At 68.7% G+C, this 14,456-nt stretch carries 11 protein-coding genes; 9 read left to right on the forward strand and 2 right to left on the reverse strand.

All coding sequences use genetic code 11. The features are described from left to right. Positions 1-7 precede the first annotated feature (7 nt). From J8I35_RS04245 to J8I35_RS04270, 6 genes are all read left to right on the forward strand, one after another. Entirely contained in the window at positions 8-319 is a 312-nt protein-coding gene (locus J8I35_RS04245; protein ID WP_050017241.1) for a hypothetical protein, read from the forward strand. A gap of 291 nt (positions 320-610) precedes the next feature. Beyond that, positions 611-2,560, forward strand: coding sequence for an arylsulfatase (locus tag J8I35_RS04250; protein WP_209924585.1), 1,950 nt, complete (start codon positions 611-613; stop codon positions 2,558-2,560). Between the two features lie 15 nt (positions 2,561-2,575). Next, on the forward strand, positions 2,576-3,625 hold the full coding sequence (locus tag J8I35_RS04255; protein ID WP_124594166.1) for a formylglycine-generating enzyme family protein: 1,050 nt from the start codon (positions 2,576-2,578) through the stop codon (positions 3,623-3,625). Positions 3,626-3,678: 53 nt separating this feature from the next. After that, positions 3,679-4,443 (forward strand): MetQ/NlpA family lipoprotein, encoded by a 765-nt coding sequence (locus J8I35_RS04260; protein WP_245170116.1) that lies wholly within the window; start codon positions 3,679-3,681, stop codon positions 4,441-4,443. Further along, complete coding sequence (locus tag J8I35_RS04265; RefSeq protein ID WP_209924587.1) at positions 4,437-5,423, forward strand: YkgJ family cysteine cluster protein; 987 nt, start codon at positions 4,437-4,439, stop codon at positions 5,421-5,423. The genes J8I35_RS04260 and J8I35_RS04265 overlap by 7 nt, the downstream gene beginning before the upstream one ends. A gap of 67 nt (positions 5,424-5,490) precedes the next feature. Further along, positions 5,491-5,817 carry an antibiotic biosynthesis monooxygenase gene (locus J8I35_RS04270; protein WP_124554396.1) on the forward strand — a complete coding sequence of 109 codons (327 nt, stop codon included), beginning with the start codon at positions 5,491-5,493 and terminating at the stop codon, positions 5,815-5,817. 10 nt (positions 5,818-5,827) lie between these two features. Here J8I35_RS04270 and J8I35_RS04275 read toward each other — a convergent pair whose 3' ends face one another. Both J8I35_RS04275 and J8I35_RS04280 read right to left on the reverse strand, forming a co-directional pair. Further along, entirely contained in the window at positions 5,828-6,718 is an 891-nt protein-coding gene (locus J8I35_RS04275) for a hypothetical protein (protein ID WP_209924588.1), read from the reverse strand. Positions 6,719-6,873: 155 nt separating this feature from the next. Continuing rightward, positions 6,874-7,806 carry a LysR family transcriptional regulator gene (locus tag J8I35_RS04280; protein ID WP_050017235.1) on the reverse strand — a complete coding sequence of 311 codons (933 nt, stop codon included), beginning with the start codon at positions 7,804-7,806 and terminating at the stop codon, positions 6,874-6,876. A gap of 205 nt (positions 7,807-8,011) precedes the next feature. Between J8I35_RS04280 and J8I35_RS04285 the strand changes: the two genes are divergently transcribed. The 3 genes from J8I35_RS04285 (at position 8,012) to J8I35_RS04295 (ending at position 13,936) form a co-directional block, all read left to right on the forward strand. Continuing rightward, positions 8,012-8,785, forward strand: a complete 774-nt coding sequence (locus tag J8I35_RS04285) for a putative hydro-lyase (RefSeq protein WP_050017234.1) — start codon at positions 8,012-8,014, stop codon at positions 8,783-8,785. A gap of 86 nt (positions 8,786-8,871) precedes the next feature. Then, positions 8,872-10,170 carry an MFS transporter gene (locus tag J8I35_RS04290; protein ID WP_089489020.1) on the forward strand — a complete coding sequence of 433 codons (1,299 nt, stop codon included), beginning with the start codon at positions 8,872-8,874 and terminating at the stop codon, positions 10,168-10,170. A gap of 127 nt (positions 10,171-10,297) precedes the next feature. Next, positions 10,298-13,936, forward strand: coding sequence for a hydantoinase B/oxoprolinase family protein (locus J8I35_RS04295; protein WP_209924589.1), 3,639 nt, complete (start codon positions 10,298-10,300; stop codon positions 13,934-13,936). Positions 13,937-14,456: the final 520 nt, after the last annotated feature.

Genomic DNA, 14,456 nt, shown 5'->3' on the forward strand with positions numbered 1-14,456 from the left:
CGGTGACATGAGCAAACCGAGACGCGCCACCATCGTGTTTTACGACGAGGAGACCGAACAGGTTACGCTGTGCACGGTGTTTCGCCGCGACGTGCAGGCCGTCCTTGACCGCGAAATGAATGCAGGTGTCGCCATCACGATTCCGCCGCATGCAGAACCGAATGACGGGTGCCCGATTACCGATGAGGACGCGCGGCGATTGGGCGGCATGGCGCTGCTGATGCAGGCGGGTGTACATCCGGAATTGCGCGAACGGCTCAAGTTCGCAGAGTCGGGTTCCATCGACTGGTCCCCCGTTCAGCGCCCGGACACCGACTGAGAATTGGGGTGGGGCGCCTGCATCATGCCGTCGTGATGGTCTACGACGAGAAGAAGGGCGGACGTCCCCGTAAAAGGCGCGGTGCCGGACAAACGTGCGCCGCAATCGCGATTCGCCCGAAGCTGATGCGACGTGATTCAACCTGACGCGGCGAATCAATCGTCGTGCGAGTTGCGGAATACTGGCCTCCTTACATATTCCCCCACCCCGTTAGCATGTGACGAATCCGACTTTGGGTGTTGCGCGCGCGACGCTAAGATCGCCGCTCCCGTAGATCGAGCGTCAACAAGAATGAAAAAGTCCGCGTCGCCGTTGCATGCTTTTCGTTTCCGTGTCGTCTGCGCCGCGATTGCCGGCGCGGTGTCGCTCGCGTCGTGCGGCGGCGTCGACAGCAGTCCGCCGCCGCAGGCCAGCGCGACGCCCGCGGCCAAGCGCCCGAACATCCTGTACATCATGGCCGACGATCTCGGCTATTCCGACATCCATGCGTTCGGCGGCGAAATCAACACGCCGAACCTCGACGCGCTCGTCGCGTCGGGCCGCATCCTGTCGAACCACCACACGGGCACTGTTTGCGCGATCACGCGCGCGATGCTGGTGTCGGGCACCGATCACCATCTCGTCGGCGAGGGCACGATGGGCGTGCCGACCGACGAGCGGCGCGGGCTGCCCGGCTACGAGGGCTACCTGAACGATCGCGCGCTGTCGTTCGCGCAATTGCTGAAGGACGCCGGTTATCACACGTATATCGCGGGCAAGTGGCACATCGGCTCGGGCATCGTCGGCAGTGCGACGGGCAGCGGGCAGACACCCGACCAGTGGGGCTTCGAGCGCAGCTACGTGCTGCTCGGCGGCGCGGCGACGAACCACTTCGCGCACGAGCCGGCCGGCTCGTCGAACTACACGGAAGACGGTCGTTACGTGCAGCCGGGCCAGCCCGGGCAACCGGGGGGCACGGGCGGCAGCCCTGCCGTGTTCTATTCGACCGATTTCTATACGCGGAAGCTGATCTCGTACATCGATGCGAACAAGCAGGACGGCAAGCCGTTCTTCGCGTACGCGGCCTACACGTCGCCGCACTGGCCGCTGCAGGTGCCCGATCCGTGGCTGCACAAGTACGCGGGCGTGTACGACGCCGGCTACGATGCGATCCGCAACGCGCGGATCGCGCGACAGAAGGCGCTCGGCCTGATTCCCGCCGATTTCAAGCCGTTCGACGGGCTACCGGAGACGACGGCGGCATCGCCCGCGACCGCGAACAACGGCACGGCCAGCGCAAGGTACATCAGCGCGGTGCATTCGGCCGCGGACGGCTACAGCGACTACGGCTCCGGCAAGGTCGACAAGCTGTGGTCGAGCCTGTCGCCGGCCGAGCGCAAGGCTCAGGCGCGCTACATGGAAATCTACGCGGGGATGGTCGAGAACCTCGACTACAACATCGGACTCCTGATCCAGCATCTGAAGGACATCGGCGAATACGACAACACGTTCATCATGTTCCAGTCGGACAACGGCGCGGAAGGCTGGCCGATCGATTCCGGCGCGGACCCGACGGCGACCGATACCGCGAACGGACAGGACCCGATCTACTCGACGCTCGGCACCGACAACGGCAAGCAGAACGCACAGCGCCTGCAGTACGGGCTGCGCTGGGCCGAAGTGAGCGCGGCGCCGTTCCGGCTCACGAAGGGCTATTCGGGCGAAGGCGGCGTGTCGACGCCGACGATCGTGCACCTGCCGGGCCAGTCGCAACCGTTGCCGACGCTGCGCGCGTTCACGCACGTGACCGACAACACGGCGACGTTCCTCGCGGTTGCGGGCGTCACGCCGCCGTCGCAACCGGCGCCGCCGCTGGTCAACACGCTGACGGGCGTCGAGCAGAACAAGGGCAAGGTCATTTACAACAACCGCTACGTGTATCCGGTGACGGGCCAGTCGCTGCTGCCGGTGCTCACCGGTTCGACGACGGGCGAAGTGCATACGACGCCGTTCGGCGACGAAGCATACGGCCGCGCGTATCTGCGCAGCGCCGACGGTCGCTGGAAGGCATTGTGGACCGAGCCGCCGCTCGGCCCGCTCGACGGTCACTGGCAGCTTTACGATCTCGCGGCGGACCGTGGCGAGACGACCGACGTGTCGGCGCAGAACCCGTCGGTGATCGGCACGCTGGTTGATCAGTGGAAGACCTACATGAGCAACGTCGGTGGCGTCGAGCCGCTGCGTCCGCGCGGCTACTACTGATCGCGAGGCGACACGATGCGGTTGCGTTTCTGGACGATCGGCGCGGCGCTGGCCGCCACGCTGTTCGCCGCCGCGTTCGCGGTGGGTTATGCGAATCCGGCGGTGCCGGCAGGCGGCGCGTTCGACGATCTGAATCGCGGCCGCGCGCTCGCGCCGCTCGGTTCGGAGCGCGAGTGCAAGCGCTATTCGGGGCTGCCGGCGAAGTGGCGCGACGATCCGAAGGCGGGCATGGTGCACTTGCGCGGCGGCGCGTTCGTGTTCGGCAGCACGCGCGGCTATGCGGACGAGCGTCCGGCCGGCGACGGCACGACGCGCGTCGGCGGCTTCTGGATCGACCAGACCGACGTGACGATCGCGCAGTTCGCAGCCTTCGTGCAGGCGACCGGTTACGTGACCGAGGCCGAGCAGCAGGGCGGGGCGGCGGTGTTCCATGTGCCGACGCGCGACGAGATGAATGCACGCGACCTCGCGTGGTGGTCGTGGGTGAAGGGCGCGTCGTGGCGGCATCCGCGCGGGCCCGGCAGCGACGTGGACGGGCTCGGCAACCTGCCGGTGACGCTCGTCACGCAGCGCGATGCGCTCGCGTATGCGCACTGGCTCGGCCGCGACCTGCCGAACGAGGCCGAATGGGAATACGCGGGCAAGGCCGGCCGCGACGACGCGTCGCTCGATGCGGCGCCGCGCGACGCGAACGGCAAGCCGGCCGCGAACTACTGGCAGGGCGCGTTTCCGGTGCTCGACTCGGCCGAGGACGGTCACGCGGGGCTGGCGCCCGTCGGCTGCTATGCGGCGAACGGCTTTCGTCTTTACGACATGATCGGCAACGCATGGGAATGGACGAAGGATGCGTACACGGGCCCGCATCAGTCGCATACGAACGGCGACACCGCAGCCGTCGCACCGTCGACGCGCCGGCACGATACGCCGATGGTCATCAAGGGCGGCTCGTTCCTGTGTTCGCGCGATTACTGCGTGCGCTATCGCGCGTCGTCGCGCGAACAGCAGGAAGCGGATCTCGGCGCATCGCATATCGGGTTTCGCACGATCCTGAGGGACGCGTCGTGACCGCGGGCATCGGGCGATTCGTTTCGGCGTGGCTGCTGGCTGCCTGCGCGGTGATGCAGCAGGGTTCGGCGATGGCTGCCGAAGCCGCCGCACGTGCCGCACCGGCAGTGCGCGTCGGCGTCACGCGCGGCGTGCATGCGCAGATCCTCGGCGAAGTGAAGAAGGTGGCCGCCGCGCGCGGGCTGGGCGTCGACGTCGTCGAATTCGACGATGCGTCGCGCATCGACACGGCGCTGGCCGACGGGCGGATCGACGCGGCCAGCTTCGAGGATGCGCAGCGCCTGAGCGCCACGCGCGCGGCGAAAGGCTATGCGCTGACCGCCGTCGCGCCGACGGTCACGCTGCCGATGGCATTCTATTCGCGCAAGCTGAAGAACCTGAACGAACTGCAACCGGGCGCGACGGTCGCGCTGCCCGCCGATCCGCGCGGGATGGCGCGCGCGCTCGTGCTGCTGCAGAACGACACGCTGGTGACGCTGCGCGAAAAAGCCGGCCTGCATGCGACGCTGCGCGACGTGACGGGCAACCGGCTCGCGCTGAAATTCGCCACGCTGCGCCGCGACCGGCTTTACGCGGCGCTCGACACGGCCGCATTCGTCGCGATCGACAGCGACGACGCGGCCCGCGCCGGGCTGCAGCCCGCGCGCGACAGCATCAGCCTCGAGGACGCCCGCTCGCCGTATGCGAACGTGCTCACGGTGCGCGACGCCGATCGTGCGAAGCCGTGGGTCGCGCAGCTCGTCGCCGCGTATCACTCGGACGACGTCGCGCGCTTCATCCTCACGCGCTACCAGGATTCGGTGCGGCGGCCGTGGTAGACACCTACCTGCTCGTGTGCAACGCGTGCGGACGCTGCTGCAACAGCGCGCCGACGCTGTCGTTGCGCGAACTGTTCCGGCATCGGCACCGCTTCGTCGGCGCGTTGACGATTCGTCGCGTGCCGAAGCGACGGATCGGCGAACGCTGGCAGGCGGGCGGGCGCGAGCACACGCTCGATGCGGACGACGTCGCGGCCGCCGATGCGCTGGCGGACCGGCTGTTTCATCGCGGCGGCGGCGTGCACGGCGAATGGCTCGCGCTGACGCTGCAAGGCTACGACTATTCGTCGCTCGGCCGTTGCGCGGCGCTCGCCGACGACGGCCGCTGCGGCGTGCACGCGAACAAGCCGTCGATCTGCCGCGCGGTGCCGCTCGATCCGATGCTGCCCGACCGGTTGCAGGCCCGCGTGCTTGCGGCACGACACGACGATGCGGCGTGGCTCGGCGCGAACTGCATCGTCGAGGCCGGGAGCGTGCAATCCACAAACGAATCGTCGTTCCCGATTCCGCTGGTGACGGCCGGGCAGGTCGCGGATCGTGCGGCGCTCGACGCGTATCGCGATGCGCTCGTGTTCGAGCGCGCGGTGTGGCGCGACGCCGTATTCGCGTCGCTGACCGACGGCGGGCAGGACCTGCGCGATGCGCTGTCGCGGCTGGCGCCCGGCGGCTACCTGACCGTGTCGATCGTGCCGGTCCTGCTCGTCGTCGCTCAGGTATCCGCGCATTGCCGCGCGCTGTGCGTCGACTTCATCGACGCGCAGTTGGCGTTGATCGGCGCGAACGTCGAAGCGGCGCTCGCGCGTCGACGGTCCGACGACCGGCCGGCGACGCACGAATTGCGTGGCTTCGCGCAGGCGCTGGAGCGGGCGCGACAAGCGCTCGCAGCCATGCCGTCACCCACTGCCGCCACGCGCGACGATGCGTCATGCATCGACGCGTGGCTCGACGATCGCGCCGCCGCCGCTCCGCTCGCCGCTTGACGACGATCGCGGCACGCCGTGCGTGCCTTACACTTGGCGTTCTTTCATCGTGGCAGAGTGAGCGGGCATGTACGCGTCGACCTTCATTTTTCGTGCCGGGCAGTACGACGACGAATTCCACCGGCTCGACCGGCAGATCGCCGACATGGCGCGCGCGACGCCCGGTTATCTCGGCGAGGAAACGTGGGAGAACGCGGAAGCCGGCTTGATCCAGAATATCTACTACTGGGAATCCGAGGCGGCGCTGCGGCAGTTGATCCAGCATCCCGCGCATCTCGAAGCCAAGGCGAAGCAGGCGCGCTGGCTGGACGGGTATCGTGTCGTGATTTCGCAGGTGCTTCGCGAGTACGGCGACGGCAAGCTGACGCCGCCGCGTGCGGAGCCCTCCGCGTAACGGTCGCCGGTCACGCGGTCGCGCCGGTCTCTCCCGGCGTGGCCGGTTCGCGCGCCGCGCGCTCCCAGATCGGGAACGTCGCGTTCTGGATCGACGTCTGCGCGTCGATGACCTTGCGGTGGTCGATGCCGGGCAGGTCGAGCAATCGGTCGACCGCCGCCTTCGCGCCTTCGGCATCCTGCGGAAAGGCACACGCGAACTGCTTGTTCGTATCGAACAGGATCCACCAGACATCCGACACGAACGGCCCCTGGTCGTTGGTTTCGATCAGGATCGCGCCGAGGTCGGACAGCGCGATGCCGCGTGTCGTCCCGGTCTGATCGGTCGACGCGATGCGCGTATCGGTTGCCGTCACGGTCCAGCCGCGCTGCCGGGCAGGCGGACGCGTCGATGCCGGCGCGGCATTCGGCCGGGCCAGGCCGCCGGTGCCGGTGACAGCACCGTTCGGTACGACCCCATCCACGGCGCCGACGGCACCGCTTCGCGTCACGTCATCCTGCCGCTCGCGCCCGTCGATCCACGGCAGCGCGGCGGCGCCCACCATCGCCGCGATCCACCAGTAGTACCCGGCCCCGAACGTGCGGATCGTTTCGTAGTTCGCATCGGTCGGGATCGTATGCCAGCCGAGCGCAAAGACGACGACCACGGCCAGTAGCGCCGACACGGTACGGCTCGGCCTGAGCAGCGCGACGACGAGCAGCGGGTTGCCGAGCCACGCGAATTGCAGGTCGAGGATCGCGAGCGGCCCGAGCGCGAGCACGGTGTAGCCGTGCAACCAGCTTACCGCGCCGACCGCATTCGGCGGTTCGGCCGCGACGGGCAGCAGCAGCGACGCGACATACAGCGCGACGATCACGACGCGCGCGAGGTTCAGGCGGGACGAAGTGGAGCGGATCTGCATGTTGCCTTCTCGTGGTGCACGATCATGCGAAGCGACGAATGCCGGACGGCCGGGCGGTCATTCACGATGCGCGGCGCCGATGTGGCGACGCGCCGATCGCGATTGTGGGCGATTCGCGCGGCGATGTCGAACGTGCGTCAGCCAGCGCGTCGGGGTCAAAGCGCTTCGACCAGCAAGCGCGTGCTCTTTTCGCAATACTCGTGACACGCCGCCCGCGCGGCGATCGACGCACCGTGCACGAACCGCGGCGCGTCCGTTCGCCGCGACATCGACACGACGATCGACGGCGGCGACGGCTGCAGCGGCAGCTCGACGACTTCGCCGCTTTCGATCAGCGCATCGACGAACAGCACCGGAATCGCGGCGACGCCGAAACCGTCGCGCACCAGTTGCACGATCACCGAGATCGATGGCGACCCGGTGATGCGCGTCTCCGACAGCGGCACGCCGTGCGCATGCGCGAGCGTGCGGACGATGTCTTCCAGCGCGCGATGGGGCGCGGTGCCGCGCCCGTAGGTGAGGATCGGCTGGCGCAGCACCTGCCGCGCGAGGCCGGTGCGCGTGTTCGGCAGCAGCCCGGCGCGCGCGATCCAGCGCACCGGGTAGTTCGCGAGCGCGTCGCACACGACCGACGCCTCGTCGCTGCCTTCCACGCGAATGATCAGGTCGAGTTCTCCGGCCATCAGTCGGCGCTGCAGCACGACGCTGACGTCGACGGTCAGGTCGATTTCCAGTTGCGGGTAGTCGGCCGCGAGCCGCCGCATGTAATGCGGCAGCCAGCTGTGCACGACCGTCTCGATCACGCCGAGCCGCAGCTTGCCGCGCAGCGCGCGCTCGCCGGACGCGGCGGCCTGCAGTTCCTGCGTCGCCTCGACGACGGCCTTCGCATAGCCGAGCAGGTATTCGCCGTTCGGCGTGAGCCGGAACGCGCGGCTGTCGCGATCGACGAGTACGGTATGCAGTTCGTCCTCGAGCGCCTTCAGGCGCTGCGAGATCGCGGCCGGCGTCGCGTGCAGCGCGGCCGCGGTCGTGCGGAAGTTGCGCAGCTTCGCGAGCATGACGAAGGTTTCGAGAAAACGCGTGTTCATGGCAGTCGGGCGAGCAATGGATGCGCAGCTTGCCGGCGACGAAAAGTGAACGGGACCGGGGAAAACCCGCAGACCCGTTAAGAAATTCTATACAACGGGCGCAAAAAAACTCGTTGGCGACAAAATTTTTTCCTTTCTATTCTTCGCCATATCCGATGACACACCACCGTCATCGCCCCGCCATCCCGATCTGCGACCGACCATGATGACGCCTTCCGAATTCCGCCAGTCCGTGCGCCGCGGCGCGTTCCGCGGCCCGACCGCCGGCCATTGCGGCCCGTTTGCCCAGGCGAACCTCGCGATCCTGCCCGACGCGTATGCGCACGATTTCCTGCGCTTCTGCCAGGCGAACCCGAAGGCCTGCCCGCTGCTGGGCGTCGGCGAACCGGGTGCGTTCCGGATCGCCGCGCTCGGCGAGGATCTCGACATCCGCACCGACGTGCCGAGCTACAACGTATATAGGGACGGCCGCCTGACCGAGCAGGTCGAATCGCTCGAAGCGCTGTGGCGCGACGATTTCGTCGTATTTGCGATCGGCTGCTCGTTCTCGTTCGAGGACATGCTCGCCCGCGAAGGGATCGGGTTGCGCCACGTCGAGGAGGGGCGCAACGTGCCGATGTACCGCACGTCGATCGCGAACCGCCGCGCGGGGATTTTCGGCGGCCAGCTGGTCGTGTCGATGCGGCCGCTGCGCGGCGCCGACGCGATCCGCGCGGTGCAGATCACGAGCCGGTTTCCGGGCGTGCACGGCGCGCCGATCCATATCGGCCATCCGCGGGAACTCGGCATCGAGGATCTGGACGCGCCCGAATTCGGCGACGCGGTGACGATCCGCGACGGCGAGCTGCCGGTGTTCTGGGCGTGCGGCGTGACGCCGCAAACCGCGCTGATGGACGCGAAGCTGCCGATCGCGATCGCGCATACGCCCGGCCACATGCTGATGACCGACATCACGAACGCGTCGCTGGCCGTGTTCTGAACCGCCGGCCCCGCACGCGACACACCTACGACAGACACACAGCACCACACGCCATTTGATCGGCGCACAACGACAGGAGTACCACCATGGAAAGCAAGACCCTCGCGGCGCCCGCCGCCGAGCCCGCGAGCCGCGAGCGCAGCGGCCTGTTCTCGTGGTACGCGGATGCGCAACCGCGCGAACGCCGCGCGTTCTGGAGCTGCAAGGTCGGCTACATGCTCGACGGGATGGACACGCAGATGCTGTCGTTCGTGATCCCGACGCTCGTCGCGACCTGGGGCATCTCGTTGGCCGACGCAGGCTTCATCGGCACGATCACGCTGCTCGCGTCGGCGCTCGGCGGCTGGATCGCCGGCATCCTGTCCGACCGGATCGGCCGCGTACGCACGCTGCAGCTCACGGTGATGTGGTTCGCGGTGTTCACCGCGCTGTGCGGGCTCGCGCAGAACTATCACCAACTGGTCGCGGCGCGCGCGCTGATGGGCTTCGGCTTCGGCGGCGAATGGACGGCCGGCGCGGTGCTGATCGGCGAAGTGATCCGCGCGCGCGACCGCGGCAGGGCGGTCGGCCTCGTGCAGTCGGGCTGGGCGATCGGCTGGGGGCTGTGCGCGCTGCTGTATGCGCTGCTGTTCTCGGTGCTGCCGGCCGAGCAGGCGTGGCGCGCGCTGTTCCTCGTCGGCCTCGCGCCCGCGCTGCTGGTGGTCGCGATCCGCCGCTACGTGAAGGAGCCGGACGTCTACGAGAAGGAGAAGGCCGCGCAGGCGAAGGTGGCCGATGCGCCGCGCCTCACCGAGATCTTCGCGCCGAAGCTGATCACGACGACGCTGCGCGCGGCGCTGCTGACGACCGGCGCGCAGGGCGGCTACTACGCGATCACGACGTGGCTGCCGACCTTCCTGAAGACCGAGCGGCACCTGACGGTGATGGGCACCGGCGGCTATCTCGCGATGATCATCTTCGGTTCGTGGGTCGGCTACCTGACGAGCGCATACCTGACCGACCGCCTCGGCCGCAAGCCGAACTTCATCCTGTTCGCGGTCGGCTCGATGGTGATCGCGTTCGCGTACACGTCGCTGAACCTGACCAACGCGTCGATGCTGTGGCTCGGCTTCCCGCTCGGCTTCTTCGCATCGGGCATCTTCTCGGGGATGGGCGCGTTCCTCACCGAGTTGTTCCCGACCCGCGTGCGCGGCTCCGGCCAGGGCTTTTGCTACAACGTGGGCCGCGCGATCGGCGCGCTGTTCCCGTTCCTGATCGGCGCGCTGTCCAAGCAGTACGGGCTCGGCACGAGCATCGGCATCTTCGCGGTCGCCGCGTACGGCGTGGTGATCGTCGCCGCGCTGACACTGCCCGAGACCCGCGGCCGCGAACTCGACGCTGCCTGACCGACGGCAGCGGCGGGGCCGTCGGCCCCGCGCTTTTTTCCCCTTTCATCGACACCGTGACACGGCGTGCGACGCGCGCCGTGCGGCGGCGTTCGTCCCTCGATTCAACGACGCATCGACCGACATCATGACTGACCGACACCTTTCCTCCGTTCCCTCCGACGCCGCGCGCTGGCAATTCTGGATCGACCGCGGCGGCACGTTCACCGACATCGTCGCGCGGCGGCCCGACGGCACGCTCGTCACGCACAAGCTGCTGTCGGAGAACCCCGAGCAGTACCAAGACGCGGCCGTGGCCGGCATCCGCCACCTGCTCGGCCTCGCGGCCGGCGAGCCGATCACGCCCGCGCAGGTCGACATGGTGAAGATGGGCACGACGGTCGCGACCAACGCGCTGCTCGAACGCAAGGGCGAACGCACCGCGCTCGCGACGACGCGCGGTTTTCGCGACGTGCTGCGTATCGCGTACCAGAACCGGCCGCGCCTGTTCGATCTCGACATCGCGCTGCCCGACGCGCTGTACGAGACGGTCGTCGAGATCGACGAGCGCGTCGGCGCGCACGGCGACGTGGTCGTGCCGCTCGATGTTCAGGGTGCCGAAGCGTCGTTGCGTCGCGTGTTCGACAGCGGCGTGCGTGCGCTCGCGATCGTGCTGATCCACGGCTATCGCCATACCGCGCACGAACGGATGCTGGCGGCGCTCGCGCGCCGCATCGGCTTCACGCAGGTGTCGGTGTCGCACGAGGTGTCGCCGCTGATGAAGATGGTGTCGCGCGGCGATACGACCGTGGTCGACGCATACCTGTCGCCGATCCTGCGCCGCTACGTCGAGCAGGTCGCGCACGAGATGCCCGGCGTGAACCTGCAGTTCATGCAGAGCAGCGGCGGCCTCACGCGCGCCGACGCGTTCCAGGGCAAGGATGCGATCCTGTCGGGCCCGGCCGGCGGCATCGTCGGGATGGTGCGCGCGGCGCGGGCGGCCGGCTTCGAGCAGGTGATCGGCTTCGACATGGGCGGCACGTCGACCGACGTGTCGCACTACAACGGCGAATTCGAGCGCGTGTTCGAGACGCAGGTGGCCGGCGTGCGGATGCGTGCGCCGATGATGAGCATCCACACGGTCGCGGCCGGCGGCGGCTCGGTGCTCGGCTTCGACGGCGCGCGGCTGCGCGTCGGACCCGAATCGGCCGGCGCGAACCCGGGGCCGGCCGCGTACCGGCGCGGCGGCCCGCTGACGGTGACCGACTGCAACGTGATGCTCGGCAAGATCCAGCCCGATCATTTCCCGCGCGTGTTCGGCCCGCATGCGGACCAGCCGCTCGATCGCGACGGCGTGGTCGCGAAGTTCGCGGCGCTCGCCGACGAGATCCACGCGGCGACCGGCCGGCGCGAGACGCCCGAGGCGCTCGCCGAAGGATTCCTGGAGATCGCGATCGGCAGCATGGCGAACGCGATCAAGAAGATCTCCGTGCAGCGCGGCCACGACGTGTCGCGCTACGTGCTGACGACGTTCGGTGGCGCGGGCGGCCAGCACGCGTGCGGCGTGGCCGATGCGCTCGGGATGACGCAAGTGTTCGCGCATCCGCTCGCGGGCGTGCTGTCCGCATACGGGATGGGCCTCGCCGACCAGACCGCGATGCGCGAGCGCGCGGTGGAAGCCGTGTTGTCCGACGAATCGCTGCCGGCGCTGAACGCGGCGCTCGACCGGCTGGCCGACGAGGCCATCGGCGCGCTGCTCGAACAGGGTGTGCCGCCGGAGCGGATCACGACCGAGCGACGTGTGCACCTGCGCTACCAGGGCACCGATTCGGCGCTCGACGTGCCGGCCGGCTCGGTCGCGGCGATGCAGCAGGCGTTCGAAACCGCATATCGGCAGCGCTACGCGTTCCTGATGCCCGGCACGCCGCTCGTCGCCGAGCTGGCGTCGGTCGAGGCGATCGGCCGCTCGGACGCGCCGGTCGACATCGCGCCGCTCGCACCGCGCGAGGCGGGCGCGGCGCCGCAAGCGCACGCGGCCGTGCGTTTTTATTCCGGCGGCCAGTGGCACGACGCGGCGCTGGTCGTGCGCGACACGCTGCGCGCCGGCGACGCGATCGACGGCCCCGCGATCGTCGCGGAGCAGAACGGCACGACCGTCGTCGAACCTGGTTGGCGCGCGGAGATGACCCCACAGGGCAATCTCGTGCTGACGCGCACGACGCCGCTGCCGACGCGCCGCTCGCTCGGCACCGACGCCGATCCGGTGCGGCTCGAGATCTTCAACAACCTGTTCATGTCGATCGCCGAGCAGATGGGGCTGCGGCTGCAGAACACCGCGTACTCGGTGAACATCAAGGAGCGGCTCGACTTCTCGTGCGCGATCTTCGACGGCGACGGCAACCTGATCGCGAACGCGCCGCACATGCCCGTGCATCTCGGCTCGATGGGCGAGAGCATCCGCACGGTGATCGAGCGCAACCGCGGCCGCATGCGCGACGGCGACGTGTTCATGCTGAACGACCCGTACCACGGCGGCACGCACCTGCCGGACGTGACGGTCATCACGCCGGTGTTCGCGGACGGCGCCGACGCGCCGCTGTTCTACGTCGGCTCGCGCGGCCACCATGCGGATATCGGCGGCACGACGCCGGGCTCGATGCCGCCCGATTCGACCCATATCGACGAGGAAGGCGTGCTGATCGACAACTGGCAGCTCGTGTCGGCCGGCGTGCTGCGCGATGCCGAGACGCGCGCGCTGCTGGCATCCGGCCGCTATCCGGCGCGCAACGTCGAGCAGAACATGGCCGACCTGCGCGCGCAGGTCGCCGCGAACCAGAAGGGCGTCGACGAGCTGCGCCGGATGGTCGCGCAGTTCGGCCGCGACGTCGTGCTCGCGTTCATGACGCACGTGCAGGACAACGCCGAAGAAGCGGTGCGGCGCGTGATCGGCGCGCTGCAGGACGGCGCTTACCGCTATCCGCTCGACAACGGCGCGGAGATTCGCGTCGCGATCCGCGTGGATCGCGCGGCGCGGTGCGCAGAGATCGATTTCACCGGCACGTCCGCGCAGCTCGACAACAACTTCAACGCGCCGAAGGCCGTCTGCATGGCGGCGGTGCTGTACGTGTTCCGCACGCTCGTCGGCGACGACATTCCGCTGAACGCCGGCTGCCTGAAGCCGCTGACCGTGATCGTGCCGGCCCGCTCGATGCTGAACCCCGACTACCCGGCGGCCGTCGTGTCGGGCAACGTCGAGACGTCGTCGGCGATCACCAACGCGCTGTACGGCGCGCTCGGCTGCGTCGCATCGAGCCAGGGAACGATGAACAACTTCACATTCGGTAACGATCGAGTCCAGTACTACGAGACGATCGCGGGCGGCAGCGGCGCGGGCGACGGCTTCGCGGGCGTCGCCGCGGTGCAGACGCACATGACGAACTCGCGGCTCACCGATCCCGAGGTGCTCGAATGGCGCTACCCGGTGCGGCTCGATTCGCACCGGATCCGCGCGGGCTCGGGCGGCGGTGGGCGCTGGCGCGGCGGCGACGGCGCGGTGCGGCGGATCCGCTTCCTCGAGCCGATGACCGCGTCGATCCTGTCGAACAACCGGGTCCACGCGCCGTTCGGCGCGGCGGGCGGCGAAGCCGGCGCGCTCGGCCGCAACACGATCGAGCGGGCGGATGGCACGGTCGAGGCGCTCGACCACATCGGCCGCGCGCAGATGGCGCCCGGCGACGTGTTCGTCGTCGAAACGCCGGGCGGCGGCGGCTACGGCGCGGCAGGCTGAGCCCGCGCATCCGGCGCGGATGCGCCGCGCCGGGTGCGACGGGGGCGGGCGGAGGATATTGCAACGAACTGTGGAATAAAGCCGCGTATTCGCGCACGAACGGAATCAAAAACCACGGGAAACTGCGGATCACGGGATCCGATTCGACCCTGCCGCCACGGGCTCCCGAAAGATCGGGCCCCATATCGATGGACCGGCCCCGAACGCCCGCCCGGCGGGGCTTTGCGGCCTGGCACGCCGCTCCCGATGCGCCCCGCCCCGTGCGCGCATTCGCCAACCGCCAATCATGAAAACTCCGGCTTGCCAATCGAGTCCCGATTCCTTGACACACTTCTCTAAATGTGAGTGCCAATCTTCATTGTCATTTGATAAGATGGCTCTCATCATTCCGTAAGGCAGAACCTGCGCGCATCACGCGCGAACGCCGGTCGCATCAGCTGCAAACAAGTACGGGACGAGGCCGCTGTCACGGCAATCACGGCCGCCCTGCGGGGCACGTGCATCGCGGCCCGGGAAGGCG

Origin of the sequence: Burkholderia sp. CpTa8-5 (assembly GCF_017815045.1) — a bacterium.
In the GTDB taxonomy this organism is placed as follows: Bacteria; Pseudomonadota; Gammaproteobacteria; order Burkholderiales; family Burkholderiaceae; genus Burkholderia; species Burkholderia sola.

Bases quoted from the DNA above. Each gene is read 5' to 3' on its own strand.
- J8I35_RS04245 (WP_050017241.1), top strand. From the start codon at position 8: ATGAGCAAACCGAGACGCGCCACCATCGTGTTTTACGACGAGGAGACC.
- J8I35_RS04250 (WP_209924585.1), top strand. From the start codon at position 611: ATGAAAAAGTCCGCGTCGCCGTTGCATGCTTTTCGTTTCCGTGTCGTC.
- J8I35_RS04255 (WP_124594166.1), top strand. From the start codon at position 2,576: ATGCGGTTGCGTTTCTGGACGATCGGCGCGGCGCTGGCCGCCACGCTG.
- J8I35_RS04260 (WP_245170116.1), top strand. From the start codon at position 3,679: ATGCAGCAGGGTTCGGCGATGGCTGCCGAAGCCGCCGCACGTGCCGCA.
- J8I35_RS04270 (WP_124554396.1), top strand. From the start codon at position 5,491: ATGTACGCGTCGACCTTCATTTTTCGTGCCGGGCAGTACGACGACGAA.
- J8I35_RS04275 (WP_209924588.1), bottom strand. From the start codon at position 6,718: ATGCAGATCCGCTCCACTTCGTCCCGCCTGAACCTCGCGCGCGTCGTG.
- J8I35_RS04280 (WP_050017235.1), bottom strand. From the start codon at position 7,806: ATGAACACGCGTTTTCTCGAAACCTTCGTCATGCTCGCGAAGCTGCGC.
- J8I35_RS04285 (WP_050017234.1), top strand. From the start codon at position 8,012: ATGACGCCTTCCGAATTCCGCCAGTCCGTGCGCCGCGGCGCGTTCCGC.
- J8I35_RS04290 (WP_089489020.1), top strand. From the start codon at position 8,872: ATGGAAAGCAAGACCCTCGCGGCGCCCGCCGCCGAGCCCGCGAGCCGC.
- J8I35_RS04295 (WP_209924589.1), top strand. From the start codon at position 10,298: ATGACTGACCGACACCTTTCCTCCGTTCCCTCCGACGCCGCGCGCTGG.